This is a genomic window from Porphyromonas macacae DSM 20710 = JCM 13914 (assembly GCF_000379945.1).
GTDB classification, from domain to species: Bacteria; Bacteroidota; Bacteroidia; order Bacteroidales; family Porphyromonadaceae; genus Porphyromonas; species Porphyromonas macacae.
Map to the genome: position 1 here is coordinate 111,756 of NZ_KB904124.1, position 19,237 is coordinate 130,992.

At 45.2% G+C, this 19,237-nt stretch carries 18 protein-coding genes; 3 read left to right on the plus strand and 15 right to left on the minus strand.

From position 1 onward, the window contains the following. Positions 1-12: 12 nt before the first annotated feature. From A3GI_RS0100545 to A3GI_RS0100560, 4 genes are all read right to left on the minus strand, one after another. The gene (locus A3GI_RS0100545) at positions 13-297 is read right to left on the minus strand and encodes a hypothetical protein (protein ID WP_018359524.1); all 285 of its coding nucleotides are present in this window, start codon (positions 295-297) and stop codon (positions 13-15) included. Next, on the minus strand, positions 294-845 hold the full coding sequence (locus A3GI_RS0100550) for an RNA polymerase sigma factor (protein ID WP_018359525.1): 552 nt from the start codon (positions 843-845) through the stop codon (positions 294-296). The genes A3GI_RS0100545 and A3GI_RS0100550 overlap by 4 nt, the downstream gene beginning before the upstream one ends. Positions 846-949: 104 nt before the next feature. Further along, a complete protein-coding gene (locus A3GI_RS0100555) occupies positions 950-1,522 on the minus strand; it encodes a hypothetical protein (protein WP_018359526.1) in 573 nt (190 codons plus the stop codon). A 36-nt stretch (positions 1,523-1,558) separates the two neighbouring features. Beyond that, positions 1,559-1,792 carry a hypothetical protein gene (locus A3GI_RS0100560; RefSeq protein ID WP_018359527.1) on the minus strand — a complete coding sequence of 78 codons (234 nt, stop codon included), beginning with the start codon at positions 1,790-1,792 and terminating at the stop codon, positions 1,559-1,561. A 212-nt stretch (positions 1,793-2,004) separates the two neighbouring features. Here A3GI_RS0100560 and A3GI_RS0100565 point away from each other — a divergent pair, with 212 nt between their 5' ends. Then, positions 2,005-2,478: a low molecular weight protein-tyrosine-phosphatase gene (locus tag A3GI_RS0100565; protein ID WP_018359528.1), complete on the plus strand. Its 474-nt coding sequence runs from the start codon at positions 2,005-2,007 to the stop codon at positions 2,476-2,478. 228 nt (positions 2,479-2,706) lie between these two features. After that, entirely contained in the window at positions 2,707-3,363 is a 657-nt protein-coding gene (locus A3GI_RS0100570) for a DUF4294 domain-containing protein (protein WP_018359529.1), read from the plus strand. Here A3GI_RS0100570 and A3GI_RS0100575 read toward each other — a convergent pair. The 10 genes from A3GI_RS0100575 to A3GI_RS0100620 all read right to left on the minus strand — a co-directional run bounded on the left by A3GI_RS0100575 (position 3,358) and on the right by A3GI_RS0100620 (position 14,615). After that, on the minus strand, positions 3,358-4,113 hold the full coding sequence (locus A3GI_RS0100575; protein WP_018359530.1) for a M48 family metallopeptidase: 756 nt from the start codon (positions 4,111-4,113) through the stop codon (positions 3,358-3,360). The genes A3GI_RS0100570 and A3GI_RS0100575 overlap by 6 nt on opposite strands. 91 nt (positions 4,114-4,204) lie before the next feature. Then, positions 4,205-4,795 (minus strand): nitroreductase family protein, encoded by a 591-nt coding sequence (locus A3GI_RS0100580; protein ID WP_018359531.1) that lies wholly within the window; start codon positions 4,793-4,795, stop codon positions 4,205-4,207. Between the two features lie 95 nt (positions 4,796-4,890). Further along, on the minus strand, positions 4,891-5,880 hold the full coding sequence (locus A3GI_RS0100585) for a hypothetical protein (RefSeq protein WP_018359532.1): 990 nt from the start codon (positions 5,878-5,880) through the stop codon (positions 4,891-4,893). A gap of 5 nt (positions 5,881-5,885) precedes the next feature. Beyond that, a complete protein-coding gene (gene purD / locus A3GI_RS0100590) occupies positions 5,886-7,169 on the minus strand; it encodes a phosphoribosylamine--glycine ligase (RefSeq protein WP_018359533.1) in 1,284 nt (427 codons plus the stop codon). Beyond that, positions 7,166-9,346 (minus strand): S9 family peptidase, encoded by a 2,181-nt coding sequence (locus A3GI_RS0100595; RefSeq protein WP_026215824.1) that lies wholly within the window; start codon positions 9,344-9,346, stop codon positions 7,166-7,168. The genes purD and A3GI_RS0100595 overlap by 4 nt, the downstream gene beginning before the upstream one ends. A 16-nt stretch (positions 9,347-9,362) precedes the next feature. After that, a complete protein-coding gene (locus tag A3GI_RS0100600) occupies positions 9,363-10,946 on the minus strand; it encodes a THUMP domain-containing class I SAM-dependent RNA methyltransferase (protein WP_018359535.1) in 1,584 nt (527 codons plus the stop codon). 60 nt (positions 10,947-11,006) lie between these two features. After that, positions 11,007-12,758 (minus strand): phospho-sugar mutase, encoded by a 1,752-nt coding sequence (locus A3GI_RS0100605; protein ID WP_018359536.1) that lies wholly within the window; start codon positions 12,756-12,758, stop codon positions 11,007-11,009. A 134-nt stretch (positions 12,759-12,892) separates the two neighbouring features. Continuing rightward, positions 12,893-13,237, minus strand: coding sequence for an outer membrane protein assembly factor BamE domain-containing protein (bamE, locus tag A3GI_RS0100610; RefSeq protein ID WP_025079385.1), 345 nt, complete (start codon positions 13,235-13,237; stop codon positions 12,893-12,895). Positions 13,238-13,704: 467 nt separating this feature from the next. Next, positions 13,705-14,013 (minus strand): hypothetical protein, encoded by a 309-nt coding sequence (locus A3GI_RS0100615; protein ID WP_147277705.1) that lies wholly within the window; start codon positions 14,011-14,013, stop codon positions 13,705-13,707. 161 nt (positions 14,014-14,174) lie between these two features. After that, positions 14,175-14,615: a PepSY-like domain-containing protein gene (locus A3GI_RS0100620; protein ID WP_018359539.1), complete on the minus strand. Its 441-nt coding sequence runs from the start codon at positions 14,613-14,615 to the stop codon at positions 14,175-14,177. 224 nt (positions 14,616-14,839) lie between these two features. Between A3GI_RS0100620 and A3GI_RS0100625 the strand changes: the two genes are divergently transcribed. Beyond that, positions 14,840-16,051, plus strand: a complete 1,212-nt coding sequence (locus tag A3GI_RS0100625; protein ID WP_018359541.1) for a retropepsin-like aspartic protease — start codon at positions 14,840-14,842, stop codon at positions 16,049-16,051. Between the two features lie 316 nt (positions 16,052-16,367). On the opposite strand, the gene A3GI_RS0100630 is transcribed toward A3GI_RS0100625, so the two are convergent. Next, complete coding sequence (locus A3GI_RS0100630) at positions 16,368-18,740, minus strand: outer membrane beta-barrel family protein (protein ID WP_162151348.1); 2,373 nt, start codon at positions 18,738-18,740, stop codon at positions 16,368-16,370. Between the last annotated feature and the right edge of the window lie 497 nt (positions 18,741-19,237).

Consider the following 19,237-nt stretch of genomic DNA (forward strand, 5'->3'; position numbering starts at 1 on the left):
AAGAAAAATATGCTATGAGTTGATTTTTTCTTTTATTCTTTCTTTAAACCACTGGATTTCAGCGTCTTTGAATTCTTCTTTTTCTTTCAAACGGGATGTGTTTTTCAGAAGTAAGCGATCTATCTGTTCTACTTTACGGGCATATGCAGCACAAAATTTGCACACCGACAAGTGCATGTGGAGCCGCACTCTTTTTACGAAAGAAAGCTTTCCCGCATTTCTTTGTTCGATCAGAGCAGGTACATGACTGCATGGCATGATGAGTATATGAATCAGCTTACTGAGCAATGCTTTCATAATTTATCGAACCAGTTTAATTCCAAACATTTTCGCAGCTGCATACGGCTTCGCTGTAAAATCTTCCATAGATTAGTCGTAGTTATGCCGGATTCCTGACAGACTTCTTCTGTTTTCTTATCTTCCAAGTAGTATAGTTTTACCGTCACTCTCCATTTCGGTGGAAGCAGCTCAAGACACTTATCTAAAGTATCGGTCAGGGCTTCCTGTTCTTTTGGCTCATTAAAATCCTCAGACCAGTCGCTGAGTACGGAGTGATCCGTCCAGAAACCGCTCTCATCAAAAAAAGAAGACATGCTGACTGTCTGAGGCTTCCGGTATCTTTCCCGATAAAAGTCGGCAACTTTATTTCTCAAAATATTGTACAACCAGGTTAGCGGTGTGCTTTTTCTTTCAAAAGCCTGAAAAGCCGATGAAGCAGAGATGAAAACTTCCTGCACAATATCCATGGCGTCCTCCCTATCCGCAATCAACGACTTGGCTCTATTAAGAAGGGGTTCGGTATAAAGCTCTATCCATCTGTTAAGTTCTTTATGCTCCGATTTCATATATGCAAAACCTTTATTAAATACCCTTTGGAAGTAAAGGGAAGAGGTGTTCTCAAGTAAATAAAAACGGGTTCACCTCTTGAAGACCGTATGTTTTTGAATATTCAAGGTTCGATACGTTTTAGATCGACAACACGCGGAATGGTATCGCCTTCGATATACTCCAGCACGCGTACTTCAGTGCAACGCAACTTGTCGGAGGCATATTCTTCACGCTTTGTCCAATGCCCCAGATGATTTTTGGCTATAATCTTATAGGTATAGACCAGCCCCTTGTACTTTCCGTCCAAAACAACTCTTTTAATTAGATTGCCATCCTTATCGTACGACAGTTCTTCCTGGTTAACGATGTAACCCTGACCGTTTTTTTCGGTTGTTTTGATAACCAACCCTTCGTCATTGAACTCATCGAGAACGACCTTTACCGGATAGCCCGAAGTGTTACGGAAAATCTCTTTCCGGGTCTTTTTCTCCGTATCCAGCGTGATACTGCTTTCCAGGCGTTCCTCCAACCCGGCCAATTCCGGTGCCTCCTCATGTTCGGGCGGAACGGGGTTTTCAGATTGCTGTTCGGTAATACGGACAATCTGTTTGGACTTTTCTTTATTCTCTTTACATCCTGCCGACAAGTAAAGACACACAGCAAGTATGAACAGGGGTAGACATATTTTCTTCATCAGGTTCTCTTCCTTTTAGTTTATAACCGTCACATTCTAATCGGCAATGGTGAAATCATTTTCCTGTCGATAATATTGCCGGGAGCGATTTCCCAACTCGGCATCCGGATTCAAATCTACATCATCAGGACTATAATAATTCTTGCGTTCATATTCCCTGCGTTTGGCTGCCCTGTGTGCAGGCAGAAGAACAGCGAGTAACGATCCGGCTACCAAAAGTAAGCCGACCAAAACGGAGCCTTTACCCTTAGAAGATGATAATTTTGACATAATCTTACTTTTGTTTTTATTAACGGCATCCAATGGCCTTACACTATTTATCAAACCCACAAAATGCAATAACGATCAGGCAATGTATAATGAAAACTCAAGCGTTTCGTTCTATTTTCACCCATTATTGCAGAGGAATAGTAGAATTATAGACTGCTCTTTTTCTCTCTTTACAAAGACTAATATAGTAAATTTGCCATAAATATTTTGATATGAAAATAAAGATACTGTTTGTCTGTCTCGGTAATATCTGCCGCTCTCCGGCTGCAGAGGGTGTTTTCAAAAGCTACATCAAAGGAAAAGGTGTGGAGCATCTGTTTGAAATAGCTTCTGCGGGGCTTAGCGGATACCACGAGGGCGAACTGCCGGACCGACGGATGCGTGCGCACGCATCTAGGAGAGGCTACGATCTGACATCATGTTCCAGACCTGTCAGATACGATGACTTTGAATACTTCGACCTCATCGTGGGGATGGATGAAAGTAATCGCTCCGGATTGAAAGACCTTGCTCCTACACAGCAGGCCACAGAACGTATTTACCTGATGACCGATTTCTGTCCGGATTGCATTATGGATCACATACCCGACCCTTATTATGGGGGAGCAGACGGTTTTGAGCTGGTACTCGACCTCATCGAGCAATGCTGCGAACCGCTCTTAGACTTTGCTTTACAAAAGCACTGACTCATAAAGGGGAACGTCTACCTCCTGGTTATTTTTAACAATATGCGGGGATAAAAAGTATTATCAGGTCAAAAACTTTCTCGATGCCGATCCGAAGACTGCTCCAAAGTCTTCTATCCATGCCATAAGAATGGAGTAGAGGTATATAAAGCGAGCCACCGGCTATTCTCTCATATAATGATTTAATAACTATCTTTAACCCGCTATCAGTAAAGACCTGAAGAGTTTATGAAAATTCTGAAAACAGCATATATCAGTTGTTTTTATTTGTTGCTGTTCTTTCTGACGGGATATGCCTTCGCTGCCAAAGCCCAAGAAGTGTATCCGCCCGAAGGAAGTATTCTCATGCTCCCTCAAAACACACATTACCAGATCGTAAACGGCGATACAATCTACATGATAGAGCTGCCGAACATACAAGTAACACGCAAACGGAAGCGCTACCCCGAACGTCCTCTGACCTCACAAGAGCGACGCGAAATGTGGCGATTGATACGCGACGTCAAGAAAACGCTGCCGATAGCCAAAGAACTTTCCCGAACCCTTATCGAAACTTATGAGTATCTGGATAAACTGCCCACGGACAAAGCACGCAACAAACATCTGAAACTTCTGGAGGGGGTGCTCAAAGAACAATACGAACCGCAAATGCGCAACCTTACGCTGCGACAGGGTAAACTGCTCATTAAACTGGTGGCACGCCAAACAAATCAGTCGAGCTACAAAATCGTAGATGCTTTTTTCGGTGGCTGGAAAGCTTTCTGGTGGAACAGCTTTGCCAATATGTTCGGTGCAAGTCTGAAAACAGAGTACAACCCGAAATACAATAAAGAAGATGCTCTAACGGAGCGCATCATCCGTCTCGTGGAAGCACACCGCCTATAACACATCTTCCGGTTCCCCGGCAAACCTTTTCGACAAACGGTTCAACTTGATCTTCACCGAATGCCAATCGGGCATATCTTCGTCCATCAAACGATAAAAAGCTTTGGAATGATTGAAATGGATAAGGTGGCAAAGTTCGTGCAGGAGAACATATCTTAAACACTCCGGCGGTGTCATAATCAGTTTGAGATTAAGATTGATACGCCCCCGAGACGAACAACTGCCCCAGCGGGTTTTCATCCACTGCCAGTGTAATGAGGAGGGAGAGACTCCGTGTTTTTGCTCAAACTTTTCTATCAACGGCCGAGCTTCACGCATAAAAAACACACCGGCCTGTTGCCTGTACCACCTCCATAACAGTTTAGAAATATCCTCTGCAGACAGGCAGCTAACCCGGAGCTCCTCCCCTTCCATACAAACACGTTCGATACGGCATGACTGCCACCGAAGTCTGTATGTTTTGCCCTGAAAATAGTGCAGACGATGAAAGACATCGCCCTTCTCCGTACTTTCGGATTCCATGGCAAAACGCTCTCGATGCCTGTGGATCCAACCGCTTCGTTCGCGGATAAAATGCTCGACGTCTTCGCGTTTTATACCGAAAGGGGCACGGGCAACGACCCTGCCGTCGGGGTATATCTGCAAACCGAGACTTCGCCGTCCTGAAAAAATCAGGGTATAATCCAATTCGCCCTGCGGCAAGGATAACCGGCGGACTTCTTCCGTCGCCGTCTTCCGCGAGTTAAACATATTTTCCGTTCACATAAAAGGGAGCAAGCCGTATGCAATGTTTTCGACATACACCATACGGCTTGCTCATATTATAAAAATTCGGTCAAAATCAGAAAATCGAGGATTGATTCGGTTCTATAATGAGGGAATCCAGCGGTCTTTTCGGCACATGGTGTACCCCTTTCTCATCGTGCCAGTATTTAATGTCGTCCTCGTTAGCTGCATCTTCGATAACAACTTCCTCCACCGGCCTGCCCAAAGCAACGAGGCAGGAGGGGTGCAGATTTTCGGGTAAACCGTAACGGCGAACGAACTCGGCAGAACTGAAAGAGCGCAGGATACAGGTGCCGTAACCTTCTTCGACAGCCATCAGGGTGATAGCCTCCAATTGAAGCCCTTCATCAAATCTTCCGCTGGCTGCAATATTCGTATCCAGCACCTGCACCAGATAGGCGGCAGGGCGTTCTCCCTCTTCAGGACCGTCCCAGTCGGTCAAATAACCTGCCCAGGTAACCTGAGCGGTAATCCAGTTACACTCCTCCGGATCGGTTATGATAATATATTTAAGCGGCTGCACATTGCGCATGGAAGCCGTATAGCGGACAACCTCCAGCCAACGCTCTATCTGTAGACGGTCGATACGTTCGTTTTCATCAAAACGACGATAAGTGCGGTTCTTCTTTAATAGCGTTTTAAGCATAATATAGCATGTTGTTTTTGTGTGTTTCATCAGGAAAAAGCACCTGACGATGCGGTAAACTTAACATTTTTAAGTTAATATACCATACCGTCGCTTCAAAAGAAAGAAGCAACGACAGGAGCCAAACCCAATACGACACAGGCAAGGGTAAGAAAAGCCAGCAGAATTTTGCGCGTGAGCGCACGGGTATGCATCAGCATCATGGCTGTAAGAACGGTAACCGGAAAAACGGTAAGCAGAAAGAAGCCTTCATACGTTTTTCCATTAAAAACAGTGAGTAGCAGCACAATGAAAACGAATGTGCTCAAAGAGGAAAGGCGCACACGGGTGCGAAGCTGACCGTCAAGATAGGTAACACGCAGGGTGAAGAGTCCGGGCAAATAAAGCAGAATAAGCAAAACGGGAGCGTAACCCCACCACTCTCCCGTAAAATAGAAACTGCACCAAAACCAGGAGGGAGAAAACGCTTTTTCAAACAGAGCGGCAAAATACGGCCAAAGCCCTTCGGGAGACAAACTGAAAACAATGGGCAAAACAATAAATGGCAGAGCCACCAGCCCCAGACCGAAAGCGACAAGTGTACGCCAGGAAAGGCAGCGCATCAGATACATCAGAAAAGGCAAAGCCACAAGGCAATATAGCATGGGAGGCCAAAGGAGCACAATAGCCCCGAACAGGGCTCCCATATTAAAGGCCAAAACCGTATTCGGATGCTGATACAAATCGAAAAGGTTTCTCAACATCCATACCTCGATAAACATAATCGCGAGATGTATCAAGGAGGGCGACATGGCTACCGCGAGCAAAGGGAACAAGTAACCGAAGAGCCTGCGGGCAGCAGGAGAGAGCAACAAAGAGTGCAGAATAAGCCGGTACCCACTGATACCCGTTAGAAACAGAAGAAGCCCTTTTGCCGACAACAACCAGATGCGATCTATGGGCAAAAGAGTGTCTTCCGGATGAAGAGGACACAAATCATACAGGAAATAGCGGGCAATCAAAACCGAAAAAGCCAATATCCACCCCCATACCTGTAATCCCCGATAAAGATGAGGAGAGCTGTTGGAGTAATAATGCCCGTACATAACAATCAGTCAAGAATTAAATCCTGCCCTATATCGTGCCTGTAATTCTTACCCTCGAAAAGAATCTGCTGGGCTGTGTTGTAGCTTCTCCTCAGAGCGGCTTCTACCGTACTGCCGTAGCTGGAAACAGCCAAAACACGCCCGCCGTTTGTTACCAGACGGCCTTCTTCATTTATTTTCGTGCCGGCATGGAAGATAATGGTATCTGTGCCCTCAAGAGGCAGGGTAATCGACATGCCTTTAGAATAAGCACCGGGGTAACCTTTTGAAACCATCACCACCGAAACGGCAGCACGCGGGTCGATCTCAAGCTTATAGTCTGCCAGCCAGCCTTCAGCCATACGTTTAAGCAGCTCCACAAAATCGCTCTGGATGCGAAGCATAACGACCTCCGTTTCGGGGTCGCCCATACGGCAATTGTATTCGACCACCATGGGCTCTCCGTCCACATTCATAAGGCCGATGAAAATAAATCCGCGGTAGTCTATCCCCTCGCGTCGCAAGCCACGCATCGTAGGACGTATGATACGTTCCTCGACTTTCGCCATAAACTTGTCATTGGCAAAAAAGACGGGGGAGACTGCTCCCATACCGCCCGTATTGGGACCGGTATCGCCGTCGCCCACACGCTTGTAATCTTTGGCCACCGGCAATATGCGATAGCCATAGCCGTCGGTAGCTACGAAAACGGAGCACTCGACGCCGTGCATATACTCCTCGATGAGCACTTTGGCTCCGGCATTATCGAAACGCCCGTCGAGCATCTCGTCCAACTCCCGGGTAGCTTCTTCCAGAGAATCGGAAATGATAACGCCCTTACCGGCTGCCAGTCCATCGGCTTTGAGCACATACGGAGCCTGAAGAGACTGCAAAAACCGATGTGCTTCACAACGGTTGTCGGCAGTAAAAGTTTTTGATTTTGCCGTAGGTATCCCATGGCGCTGCATGAAAGCCTTGCTCCAGTCTTTACTGCCTTCCAGACGTGCGCCGGAAGCATCGGGACCCACAATGAGCACATGCTGCAACTCCGTTCGGCTGTGAAGGAAATCGACAAGACCTTTCACCAGAGGCTCTTCCGGCCCCACCACAATCATATCGATATGCTCGTGAAGGGTCAGCCTCATGATGCCTTCAAAGTCATTTACGCCAATCTCCGGCACAACGATGCCCAGGCTCTGCATACCGGGATTACCCGGAGCGATAAAAAGCTTTTCGGTCTGTTCGCTGCGGGCGATCTGCCAAGCCAAAGCATGCTCGCGACCACCCGAGCCTAATAATAAGATATTCATAAATAATCTCTGAAATAACGGTTTATCTTTTCATGCAAATGAACCCGGTCGCGCCCCCTCACATTATGTTCGTGACCGGGATAAATAAAGTAATCAGGGTAGGTGCGATGGTCTACACAGGCTTTTTGGAAAAGCATGCTATGCTGCCATACGACCACGGGATCAATATCTCCATGTATCTGCAATAAACGTCCTTTCAATTTATCGGCACGGAGCAAAAGGTTAGCATTCTTATACCCTTCGGGATTCTCCTGAGGCGTATCCATATAACGTTCGCCATACATGATTTCATACAGTTTCCAGTCGATAACGGGGCCTCCGGCCACGCCCACCTTAAACACATCCGGATAAGTAAGCATCAGATTGGTGGTCATGAATCCGCCATAACTCCAACCATGCACCCCGATGCGCTCCGGATCCACGAAAGGCAAACTTTTGAGATACTCCACGCCGGTCATCTGGTCTTGCATTTCCACTTCACCGAGCCTGCGATGTATAACCTGCTCAAAAGCTGCACCCCGGTTAGCCGATCCACGGTTGTCAAGCGTAAAAATCACATAACCCTGTTGGGCTTGGTAGACCCCCCAACCGCTGGCTCCCCGGTGCCATGTATTGGTAAGCAATTGGGCATGCGGGCCACCGTAAACATACACAATAACCGGATACTTTTTGCCCGGCTCCATATTCAGCGGCTTAATCATCATGTAATGGAGCGGAGTTTTCCCGTCATTCGCCGTCAGCGTGCCGGTTTGAATATCCGGCATGGCAAACTTATCGTCGGGATTGGGAGCTTCAAAAATACGGAATGCCGTTTTACCGTCGGTACTGCGTAAAGCATACGAACGGGGAACGGTGGGAGACTGCAAATGATCTATAAAATAACGTCTGTCTGGAGAAAGCTGCGGAGAATGGATACCCTCCTCCGGTGTCAACGCCTTCATGCCTTTACCATCGAGCCCGATACGATACAGACGGCGATCGAGCGGAGAGGGGTTCGTACTTACGAAAAAGAGGTTTTTACCTTTGGCATCGAATCCCGGAAAATCCGTTACTTCCCATTCGCCTTTGGTGAGCTGACGAATCAGTTTGCCCGAAGTGCTGTACAAATAAAGATGGTTCCACCCGTCGCGCCTGCTTTGCCAGATAAAACGATCTGCCCTACCGGGCACAAAAACCGGAGGATTCAATGGTTCCACATAAATATCGTTGTGTTCGGTAAAAAGCGTGGCCACGGCGTTACCGCTAACGGCATCGTAAGCTTTCAGCTCGCAATCCGTCTGTGCACGATTGACTTCTGCAATATAAAGCGTGCGTCCATCGGGACTCCAACTCAAATTGGTCAGGAATTTTTCTTTCGGCAAACCGGTATTCAGATAAACCGTTTTACCCGTATTCAGGTCATAAATACCCACCGTAACATGGTGGCTGGGCATACCGGCCATCGGATAACGGACAGGGGCTTCTTTGGCCTTACGCAAACGAACGTTCACGATGGGATAAGGCTCCACCATGCTCTGGTCCATGCGGTAAAAAGCCAGCTTACTGCCATCGGGGCTCCAGAACGTACCTTTCTCGATACCGAACTCGCGCTGGTGAACGGCCTCGCCATAAACAATCGCTTCGGTGCCGTCTGAGGTTATTTGCTCCAGTTTTTCCCGGGACTGCCCCGGTGCCTGCAAATACAAGTTATAATCGATGACCAAAACCCGGTGACTCAATGCGGGGCTCCAGTCAAAAGCCGAAGCTTCTTTAATGGTGGGATAAGAAGACAGCATCTTACGCTGCAAAAGATTTACGACAGCAGTTTCACCGGCCAACGATAAAGCTACGACACCTTCCTCCTGCTTGAGTACGGAAAAACCCGGGAAATAGGGTGTTTTACCCAACTTTTTCCCTTCAGGCAGAATGTCATTGAGGTCCGCAACCGTAAGCAACGGATGCTCGCTAAGCTGCTTTCCAGCCTTCCCTGCTATCAGTTTATCTTCTTTAAGATAGACATAAGTATCGCCAAGCCATTGCATCATCGGCAAGTACTCGGGATAGGTTTCCATAAAACGCTCTCCGCCGGGAGTACATTGCTCCAACGTATATACCGGTTTCTCTTTTTGTGCCTGGGCACTCATCATCATGCTTGCTCCGCAAATCATTAACGTAAGGATACTGAATCTCTTTTTCATTGTATTTTAAGGATATCTATTTGGTATTATTATTTTCATCATCAGCCCTGAAAACCTGATAACGGGGTTTACTCTGTTCTCTTTGGGTCGTCCGGCTCCGCTCAAAACGATCACGCGGCATATTTCGGTGTTCGTCCCGTTCAAAACGCCCCGTACGTTTTTGGAAAGGTTTCTCCTCACGTTCATCGCTCCGGTTCCCGGCCTTCTTAAAGCGATCTCTCGGCCACCGTTTATCTTCTACGGTATCACGGGCTTGGGGTGTATCAGAGTCTTTAGAATGAAGATCCGGTGAACAGCGTTTGTCAAAACGCTCTTCCCGCCTGCTGCTCCGGTCTTTCCATTCGTCGCGGTTCGCGGTTTTTCTCCCTCGCCGCTCTCCTCTTTCCGACCGGTTCGCTTCCTTACGAAATGGCGGTTTTTGCTCCTGTGTCTTAAAATCTTTACGGCTCCCGGTAAAAAGCTCATAGCTCCGCAAATCGCATTCCAAAGCACCGTTCATCACCTTTTCCCGGAAAGAATGTTTCAGCCCGATGGCCTCGAAATGCTCAGGCTTATAGCCGATAATCCAGGCATTGCAGCCGGAGAAGTTGTGTTTGAGTTTAGAACCTATCATACCGTACAGTTCCTGTGCATCATTCATCCGCAAACGCTCGCCATACGGCGGGTTCATAACCACCAAGGCGGGAGCAGCCACCGGCTCGCGCTCCTGCAGGGGCATTACACTGAGCCGGATGTGGCGCCACATGCCGGCTTGGCGGATATTGGCCTCGGCTGCTCTGATGGCTTCCTGAAGAATATCGGAACCGTAAATAACATGGTCGAAAGCCCGTTCGCCGCTATCGTCGTTATAGACACGGTTAAAGAGGTCGGCATCGAAATCAGGCCATTGCTCGAAAGCGAAGCTTTTTCTGAAAATACCCGGGGCTGTACCGGTAGCAATCAAAGCCGCTTCGATAAGGAATGTGCCCGATCCGCACATCGGATCTATCAGATCGGTTTCGCCTTTCCAGCCGGCCTTGAGCAAAATGCCGGCAGCCAGCACTTCATTCAGCGGCGCAGGAGTTTGTACCACGCGATAACCGCGCTTATGGAGGCTCTCGCCGGAACTGTCCAAAGACAAAGTAACCTGATTATGGGATATATGCAAATTGATCAACAGATCGGGATTATTCAACCTTACCGAAGGTCTGGTGTCTTCACGCTCTCTAAAGTAGTCGACAATAGCATCCTTGGCACGGTAACCCACAAAAGCGCTGTGTGAAAAGAAGTCGGAATAGATGACGGTATCGATGGCAAAAGTGGTGGACGAGGTCATGACCGAAGACCAGTCGAAACGTTTCATCTGCTCATACACACGGTCGGCATCCGTTGCCTGAAAAGTATAAATAGGTTTAAGCACACGCAGTGCCGTGCGCAGCTGCACATTAGCTCTGTAAAGCAGCTCTTTGTTTCCCCGGAAACTAACCATGCGACGGCCGGTTTCAACATCCGATGCATGAAGGGCACGCAACTCTTCGGCCAGCACATCCTCTAATCCATAGAGGGTTTTGGCCACCATTTTGAAATCGGCTCCGCTTAAGTCTGTTTGTTGATTTTGCATAAAAGATAAAAAGGTGTCCTGCAATTCGATTTATATACAGGACACCTCGTGTTATTCGGGTTAAATATTCAATTCCTGACGTATACGGGCGATTTTCCCGGCACAGATTTTTTCGGCTTCGGGCAGATCTTCCCTGCAGGACACCGGCTGCCGGACACCGATATAATACTTGATTTTAGGCTCCGTGCCGGAGGGGCGGATACTCAGTTTGGTGCCGTCTTCGGTCATAAACTGCAAAACGTTGCTCGTCGTAGGCATATCGAGTGTAAACACGTCCCCGGTATCGCTCACATAACCTTCGAGTCTGGCATAATCCAGCCGTTCCTTGACCTTGCTGCCGGCTATTTCCGTCATCGGTTCATTGCGATAACCTTTCATCATGGCTTCGATTTCGTCGGCACCGGACTTACCCGTACGTACTACACTGATACCTTTTTCGGCAAAAAAACCATACTCCAGATAGATGTTTTGCAGCATTTGATACAGGCTTATACCCTTGTCCAAAGCCCAGGCATTCATCTCGGCAAACATACAGCAGGCAGACACCGAGCTTTTGTCCCGAATAAAATCCTCCCACAGGAAACCATAACTCTCTTCACCACCACCGATATAGCGTTTTTTACCCTCGTTCTGGCGGATGACATCGGCAATCCACTTAAAGCCGGTGTAACAATCGTAAAGCGTCACTTCATTGCGGTTGGCAATCTCACGGATCAGTTCGGTCGTTACGATGGTCTTCACCACATAATCGTTTTCTCTCAAATCGCCCAGCTCTTTACGGCGCATGATCGAGTAGTAGGTCATCAGCGTACAGATTTCGTTTCCGTTGATCAGGGTAATTTCTCCCTCGTTATTTCTGAGACCTACTCCTAAACGGTCGCCATCGGGGTCGGAAGCCAGCACAAGCTCTGCTCCGGTCTCTTTTGCTTTCTCCACAGCTAATGCCATTGCTTCGGGATTTTCCGGATTGGGCGAATCCACGGTGGGGAAATTGCCGCTAACCACATCCTGCTCGGGTACATTGATAATGTTTTCAAAACCGAATGCCCTGAGCGCGCGCGGTACCATCTCCACCCCTGTGCCATGAATGGGCGTGTACACGATTTTCATATCACGCTGGTTCTTAACAGCCTCGGGAGACAGAGAAAGAGATTTAACGGCTTCGATAAACTGCTTGTCCATCTCTTCGCCGATTACTTCTATGAGTTCGTCGTTACCTTCGAATTTGATGTCCTGAACATTACGTATCTTATTGACCTCGATAATGGTATTGCGGTCATGCGGAGCAATCATTTGGGCGCCATCGGACCAATAGGCTTTATAGCCGTTGTAGATTTTGGGGTTGTGCGAAGCTGTAATCATCACACCACTCTGACAGCCTAAAGCACGAATGGCAAAAGAGATCTCCGGTGTGGGGCGCAACTTGTCGAAAATATAAACCTTGATGCCGTTAGCTGCAAAGATGTGAGCCACGATGTCGGCAAAATGGGGGCTGTTGTTCCGGCAGTCATAGCCGATAACCACTTTAATCTGATCCAAGTCAGCAAACTCCCGCTTCAAATAGTTGGAAAGGCCTTGTGTGGCAGCACCCACGGTATAGCGATTCATGCGGTTCGAGCCTGCACCCATAATGCCGCGCAGACCACCCGTGCCGAACTCCAAATCCTTATAGAAAGAATCTATTAACTCCATGGGATCCGCACTGTCCAGCATCGCCTGTACTGCGTTGCGGGTTTCTTCATCATACTGGGGGCTTAGCCATTCCATGGCCTTGGCGCGTACCTGCGTCATCAATTCTTCTTTTTCGTTCATTATTGCAATAAATTAAGTGTTGTTTCCAAAAAAGACAGTTCAATTGTTCGTGTTACATGCGGATAACTTCCAAACGGCAAACAATATCCACACAAAGATAGCCTGTTTGATGCATTCATAAAGCCGGGATAAGGCTAAAGGGGGTAAACCTTCTGTATATCCAAAGAAACGAGACGGTCTCCTTCAAAGTCAAGGAAATACTCATCCGCTATTTTCTCCTGATTTTCATGGAGCACGTAGACCCATTTTTCCATTTTACGCCCATCATTCAATTCGATAAAACTGCGCCGTTTGGGGATGCCCAGGCAGTTTTTGACCTCCTGCCGGCTCATTCCGATTTCCAGAGAACCCAAAGCTGATTTGATCTTCCTGCCGGAAACAACCCGATAACCATTGCCGTTTTCAAAAATAACTTGATCACACGAAGGCAGCAGACCTGCGGCTATCAACAAAAAGAGAGCTGATAATATTTTACCCATTCTTTTCATACGATATAAGTTTTATTGTATAAATGTAAACATATTAACCCTCTTGTCCAAAAGCAAAAAAGTCCGATACCGATGCCGGGTCCGGTATCGAGTGCAACACCGTTGTAAATTTAGAGCAAAACGCAAAAATTGTGACGTGTACTGAAAAATTCTCTGCCTGATGGTTGAAAATTCTTCAGGCAAAGAAAAAAAATCCAAGTTAACTTCGTTGAAAATCCATTGCGCTAAGAATTTTCAACCCACAGATAGCGGTTTTATCCACACCTCGACAAAATTTCCCAACGACCTCAAGAATGGGACGAAGCCATCGATTATCAATCAATAAAAAGATTCAAAGGAATGGGGCTTTTTCGTTTCTTTACAATTCACAAAACAAGCAAGGCATCCCTCTGCGGGAAGCCTTGCTTGCTTCAAAATCAACAGGACGAATGCCTGTGAAAAGGATTCTCTAAGGAATACTACTCATGAGACGGCACAAAGCGGCCAATCACTTCCAAATCTTCTTCCAGCAAAAAGGTAAAGAACGGATTGTGAGAGAAAACAGCACCCTGATAATACCATGCATCAAACACATATCGACTGCTGGACGGCTGTGCCTCGAGCGTTACCAAAGCCCCTACGGGATATTCGCCGCCGCCATACAGCAAACCCGCTCCTTCGGGTTCGCAAATCGTTTTCAGATGAAAACTGTTTCGCGTGCTCTCCAAATGAAAACTCATCGGGTTGGCTACATCGTGATAAATGTCCGGCTTTTTCTTATCTATCATATAAACGTTGTATTTGAAATGTTTGTCGGTTTTGCAAACCTCATACACAAGAGGGGTTGCAGTTTTATAAACATCTCTCCGCAACAATTGTTTAAGCCGTGGTGAAGACCTTTACGGAATAAAACGCAGTGACCGCCTTCATCTTCTCCACTGCAAAGCGTCTAACGGTCGAGTTCGATAAGTTTGAAATTCTTATCGAACGTCAATTCTATTTGATTGGACAGCTCGACCTCATAACGACCGCGTCTCTTCTTCTCTATCTTCGTTACTTTCTGACCGGAATAGTTTGCGGAAACCTGTGCCATTATTCGAGCAGGAATAAGCTCCGTTGGCACAGCAGTGTATTCACAATCGATATCCATCCAGTCGCCGGACTTGTCGAACTCGATTTTATCGCCGTTGGAAAAAACCACTTCGTAAGATTTACTTAACCAGTCGCGATCCATCTTCACAAAACTGACCGTTTGGTTGGGAAAATGTTTCTTGATCATCGTTTGTGCCTTCACCGGCAATTCGGATAGAGAAATCACCTTATCGTTGGTGGCATAAAGAGCTGCCGAAGCGAAAAAGACACTTATCAGAAAAATAATAATTCGTTTCATTGTTCAAATAATTTTAAGTTTTACCCCTTAAATATAGAATCACATTCTGTAAAAATTCTGTAATACCGATAAATAAACTTGCAGATAACGAATCAGAAAAAAACACCATCGTGATAAAGATACGATGAAGAGTAAGAAGAACAAAGAGAAAAATAGAACGATGACCGTTTCCGGATTTTTAATCATAACAAATAACTATCTTGCAGCAAAATAACCATAACACCATGAAACGAACGGTCATATACGGTTTTATCATCTTTTTACTTGTACTGTTTCCAAGCAAAGGGCAAACAAAAACGACATACAAAGATTACGGCGATGCGGTGAACTGCGTAGACTTTGAAGCTGCATACGGTATGGCTAAGGACTCTACCGAACGGTCTTTGGTTGAAGCTTTTGAAGCGCTCTACTCGGGAAATCCCCAGAAAGCGGAAAAACTGCTTCTCAAAAATCCTTACGGAGAAAAATATAAACAATTACTCTGCGAGTACTATGACCGCAGGGGAATGTGGGAAGATGCAAACAGAACCAGGAGTTTATCTTTCCGACCAACGGACTATTATATACAATTAAAAGAAAAAGCCCCGAGAGTTTTCACTATACAAAAAAGCGATACGATACCTATTATAAAATTGAACTATGCAAAAACACCGTTTATTGAAGTGCAAATCAACGGAAAAAAGAAAAAGATGATGATAGATACCGGATGCTCGATGTCTGTTCTTTCTGCAAAAACAGCCAAAGAATGCGATATAGAAATACTGGATAAAAAGTGTTTGAACCTGGTAGATGCAAATGAAAAAGGAAGAGAGACCGGTATCGGCATTGTCGAAAATATAAAAATAGGCGAATTGACCATCAATAAAGCTCCGATAATAATACAAAACAAAATAGGAGTTTCATTCATGGGAATGAAAGTTGCAAAAATGGACGGTATAATCGGTTGGGATATTATCTCCAAGATCAGGATAACAATCGATTGGCCGGATAAGCAGGTAATTATAGAGCCGACGAAAGAGCGAACAGCTCTTGAATCTGAAAATCTGTTTTGGATAAAAGCTCCTCATGTGCTGATGCAAACGGCTTCAGGAGAACCGATTCGACTACTTCTGGACACAGGGGCTAACAAAACAACTTTTTCAGCTCATGCCGGACCGAAAATGCAGCAATGGATGAAAGGAAAAGGACAAATGATCAGTTTCGGTATCCATTCCATAAACAGAGAAAAAATAATCAAGCTAAAGAATGTTATATTACAGCACAATAATCAAAAGATCAATCTGCCTGAATCAAGTATCGACGGCACAAAAAACATGGATGGCTTCATTCTATTGGACGGTCTTCTCGGAAACGACATTCTCAGCAAAGGTAAAATAACAATAGACAGTCAAGCCGGATTTTTCCATATCGCCCCGGCGGATCACCCAACTGAATAAACAGCTCTTCCATCGATCAAATTTGACGGAAATCACTATTGAGATGAATGAGTCAAGATTCAATCTGACAGATATAAATAAGAAGAATAATTTATAACAGAAATCCAAGGTTAAGGGAAAAGCTCGCAGACAAACGGGATCTGCGAACGGATTTAACAGAACCATGCCGAATGAGTCTTGACCATTACACTTTTTTAAGACATTACCTGCTCTCACAGCTGGATAATACAGACTACCCACGATTATCACTTACATCGAACTGATATTTTTTATTAAATGACGCCTACTCTATTTGGGCTTTTCGGCAACGGCCTATTTAGTCGTTTTTGAAACGGCTTAGATTACTATCTGTGGAATGATCCTTAAGTTTTCGTAGTCTTTTATTACCAAAAGAATAAGTGTACTGTACCTGTATCATGGTCTGATTTAGCAAATTATCTTGCATATAATGATATAGAGAATTGTCGAAATATCCATCAGGCTTGTAGTTGAGGATATTAGATAAATAGATATTAAACGATGAACCATTTAGGAATGTTTTTGCTAACGACAGAGACAAGAGATGCTTGGCATAGCCAATTTTCGTTAAGCCCCTCGATGGAGAAGAGTAGCTATAATTGAGACGACCTACGATACGTCGTTTTGCAGAAAGTGTAATCACATTGCGCAATTGCACGCCCCATCTTGATTCGGAGTAACCAACATCCACCGTCTCAATCTTACCTTTGGACTCTGAATAGTTATACTCCGCAGAAGCTGCAAGCCGCCAAAATCCTTTGAAGAACGTTCGATTCACCGAAGCATAACACGAAAAACTATTGTCATATCCATAGTTGGATATACCATTCTCTATAACATTGTTTTCCAAAGGCAGGGAGTAAGATCCGTATGTATCGGTATCGTGATTGTAGAGGACTCCAAAAACGTAATTACCCTTCAAAGTGTATGTGAATTCAAAACTGCTCGAAATCGATGGCCGCAGATATATATTTCCTTTGGTATATGACAGCTCGGACTGCCAGACTTTGAATGGATTTAAGTAATTGAAGAAGGGGCGTGTAAGCGACTTGCCATAATCGAGCGCTATATTGTGAATGCCATCTGCCAAGTCAAATTCAAGACCAATCTGAGGAAAGAGATTTGTGTATGAGTTACGATACCTCTCGCCTGTTGTTTTCTGATTACCCTCAATATCCGTATGTTCAAGCCTTAGTCCTACTATGGTATTGAATACATCACTCCATTGTCTTGAGTATTTAATAAAGCCCGCATTGATCGTCTCGTTATAAACGAAGTGATTTGAAACATCAGCCTCAAGGATATACTTACCGCCTCCCACTCCTTTCAAATAAGCATAATTGTTCGATAAATAAGAATGGTTGATTTCATATCCGGCTTCGACTCTGTTATTTTTATTCAGCAAGTACTTATATTTTGCTTGTCCGTTCAAGCCATAATTATCCGTAGCGATGTTTTGCTTATACAAATTCAACATTGTAGCATTGCGACGATTGCCCTGCATATTTGTTGTTTTCTTGAAGCTCGAAAAGCTTGTACTGACTTCTAAATTGCTCCCCAAATTATCTGTCTTTAGATTGTAGAATACTTTGGTGCTATAAACAGGGCGTTGCAAAGGAGTTCTTCTTGTTTCCCGAGTCGTCGTAAGTGAGTTGTTTGCTGCATTGTTAAAATAAAGATTGTTCCATATCGTTTCATCCTTGCTTTGTCGTAATCCCAACGAAGCACTTGCTCCGATCAGGCTATTGGCCGTCAAGTCATAAGAGAAGTTTAGAATAGAATTAAGACTACTAAATTTTGAGTCATTTGTATATTCACTTCTGCTGCTTCTTTGTTCGTTTTTGAAGAAATATTCGGTACGTTGCTTAGCAAGTTGATTCCCTTGATACAGAGCAATACTCAAACCCATTTGCAGTTTGTCCTTTGCATAATTGATATTAGTCGACAATCTGGGAGAAATTCTCTCTGCCACGTAATCGATTTCCGCACCGACACTTCCCTTAAATCCATCGTCTTGACGCTTTAGAATAATGTTCACTATGCCATTGCGCATAGTGGCTGAGTGAGTAACTCCGGATCTGGGGTTGATTTCTATCCGTTCCAATCTATCCGGAGGCAGAGAGCGCAGGTAGTCCATTATCATATCTTTGCTCATAGCCGTCTTTCTACCATTGATATAGATAGTGCTTTCTCCTCGTCCGATAATTGAGACAGAATTACTCTCAACTTTCAGCATCGGAGTTATCTTAAGCAGGCTATAACAATCATTGAAACTCTTGTCAGCCATACTTGGGGAATAAATAAACTTCCCACCCTTGCGTTTAAAAGTTGGTCTTGCCGCTACAATCGTAACCCCCTCAAGGCTAACCACATTGTCATCCAAAATCACTGCCCTGTTCAGGCTATCTGCTTTGACGTATCGTTTAATGTAGCCTATACAAGACAGTTCTACAAATAATTTTTCCCTTTTGTGCTTCTTATCGATGGTAAAGAAAAACATTCCTTCCTGATTCGTGGCCGTATTATCGACGAATGTACTATCAGGTAATTCATACAATGTGATGAAAGCATTGGGGATAGGTTCACCTTCACGATCGACTACAAACCCCTGCACTCTATCTTGCGCAAACACCGTGACAGGAAAAGTCAGTGTAATAACAGCAATGAGCATTGGTATTATTATACTGTATCGTTTCTTATGGAAAAAGTATTGTTCTTCGATTTGAGAGATTTTCAACAAATGAGTTCTTTTCACGGCTGTATCTACTATATTTTGAATAAAAGCATTTGGATTCATAGACTGTTACGTGTTCAACATTATGAAATATGATTAACATATCCAAATCTTTTTATGTTTTGTTACTTTTCCCCCCCCCCCTTATTTCGGTGGGTCCCAAACCGATAGGATTCCTTAATATGGGCTGTTTAGGCGAATCCACAGGCCTGTTTTCATTGAGTCTATCCCGATATGAAACGAGCTCAAGCGCATAAGACGGTGAAAGGATGGGATCGAAATGTCTGTTAGATAGAACACACTCGGTACCGTCGTGTCAACTTTTTTAGTACACGTCAGGTTTCTCGCATTTGTAAATCACTGAAATCAGAACAATTTGAAAGAGCGCGTCTCATATTGAATAAAACAAGGGTCAACCCGGAAAAAGAGTTAAC

What these genes read in the sequence shown, in the direction of transcription:
- A3GI_RS0100545 (WP_018359524.1), bottom strand. Translation starts at nt 297, where the DNA reads ATGAAAGCATTGCTCAGTAAGCTGATTCATATACTCATCATGCCATGC.
- A3GI_RS0100550 (WP_018359525.1), bottom strand. Translation starts at nt 845, where the DNA reads ATGAAATCGGAGCATAAAGAACTTAACAGATGGATAGAGCTTTATACC.
- A3GI_RS0100555 (WP_018359526.1), bottom strand. Translation starts at nt 1,522, where the DNA reads ATGAAGAAAATATGTCTACCCCTGTTCATACTTGCTGTGTGTCTTTAC.
- A3GI_RS0100560 (WP_018359527.1), bottom strand. Translation starts at nt 1,792, where the DNA reads ATGTCAAAATTATCATCTTCTAAGGGTAAAGGCTCCGTTTTGGTCGGC.
- A3GI_RS0100565 (WP_018359528.1), top strand. Translation starts at nt 2,005, where the DNA reads ATGAAAATAAAGATACTGTTTGTCTGTCTCGGTAATATCTGCCGCTCT.
- A3GI_RS0100570 (WP_018359529.1), top strand. Translation starts at nt 2,707, where the DNA reads ATGAAAATTCTGAAAACAGCATATATCAGTTGTTTTTATTTGTTGCTG.
- A3GI_RS0100575 (WP_018359530.1), bottom strand. Translation starts at nt 4,113, where the DNA reads ATGTTTAACTCGCGGAAGACGGCGACGGAAGAAGTCCGCCGGTTATCC.
- A3GI_RS0100580 (WP_018359531.1), bottom strand. Translation starts at nt 4,795, where the DNA reads ATGCTTAAAACGCTATTAAAGAAGAACCGCACTTATCGTCGTTTTGAT.
- A3GI_RS0100585 (WP_018359532.1), bottom strand. Translation starts at nt 5,880, where the DNA reads ATGTACGGGCATTATTACTCCAACAGCTCTCCTCATCTTTATCGGGGA.
- purD (WP_018359533.1), bottom strand. Translation starts at nt 7,169, where the DNA reads ATGAATATCTTATTATTAGGCTCGGGTGGTCGCGAGCATGCTTTGGCT.
- A3GI_RS0100595 (WP_026215824.1), bottom strand. Translation starts at nt 9,346, where the DNA reads ATGAAAAAGAGATTCAGTATCCTTACGTTAATGATTTGCGGAGCAAGC.
- A3GI_RS0100600 (WP_018359535.1), bottom strand. Translation starts at nt 10,946, where the DNA reads ATGCAAAATCAACAAACAGACTTAAGCGGAGCCGATTTCAAAATGGTG.
- A3GI_RS0100605 (WP_018359536.1), bottom strand. Translation starts at nt 12,758, where the DNA reads ATGAACGAAAAAGAAGAATTGATGACGCAGGTACGCGCCAAGGCCATG.
- bamE (WP_025079385.1), bottom strand. Translation starts at nt 13,237, where the DNA reads ATGGGTAAAATATTATCAGCTCTCTTTTTGTTGATAGCCGCAGGTCTG.
- A3GI_RS0100615 (WP_147277705.1), bottom strand. Translation starts at nt 14,013, where the DNA reads ATGATAGATAAGAAAAAGCCGGACATTTATCACGATGTAGCCAACCCG.
- A3GI_RS0100620 (WP_018359539.1), bottom strand. Translation starts at nt 14,615, where the DNA reads ATGAAACGAATTATTATTTTTCTGATAAGTGTCTTTTTCGCTTCGGCA.
- A3GI_RS0100625 (WP_018359541.1), top strand. Translation starts at nt 14,840, where the DNA reads ATGAAACGAACGGTCATATACGGTTTTATCATCTTTTTACTTGTACTG.
- A3GI_RS0100630 (WP_162151348.1), bottom strand. Translation starts at nt 18,740, where the DNA reads ATGCTCATTGCTGTTATTACACTGACTTTTCCTGTCACGGTGTTTGCG.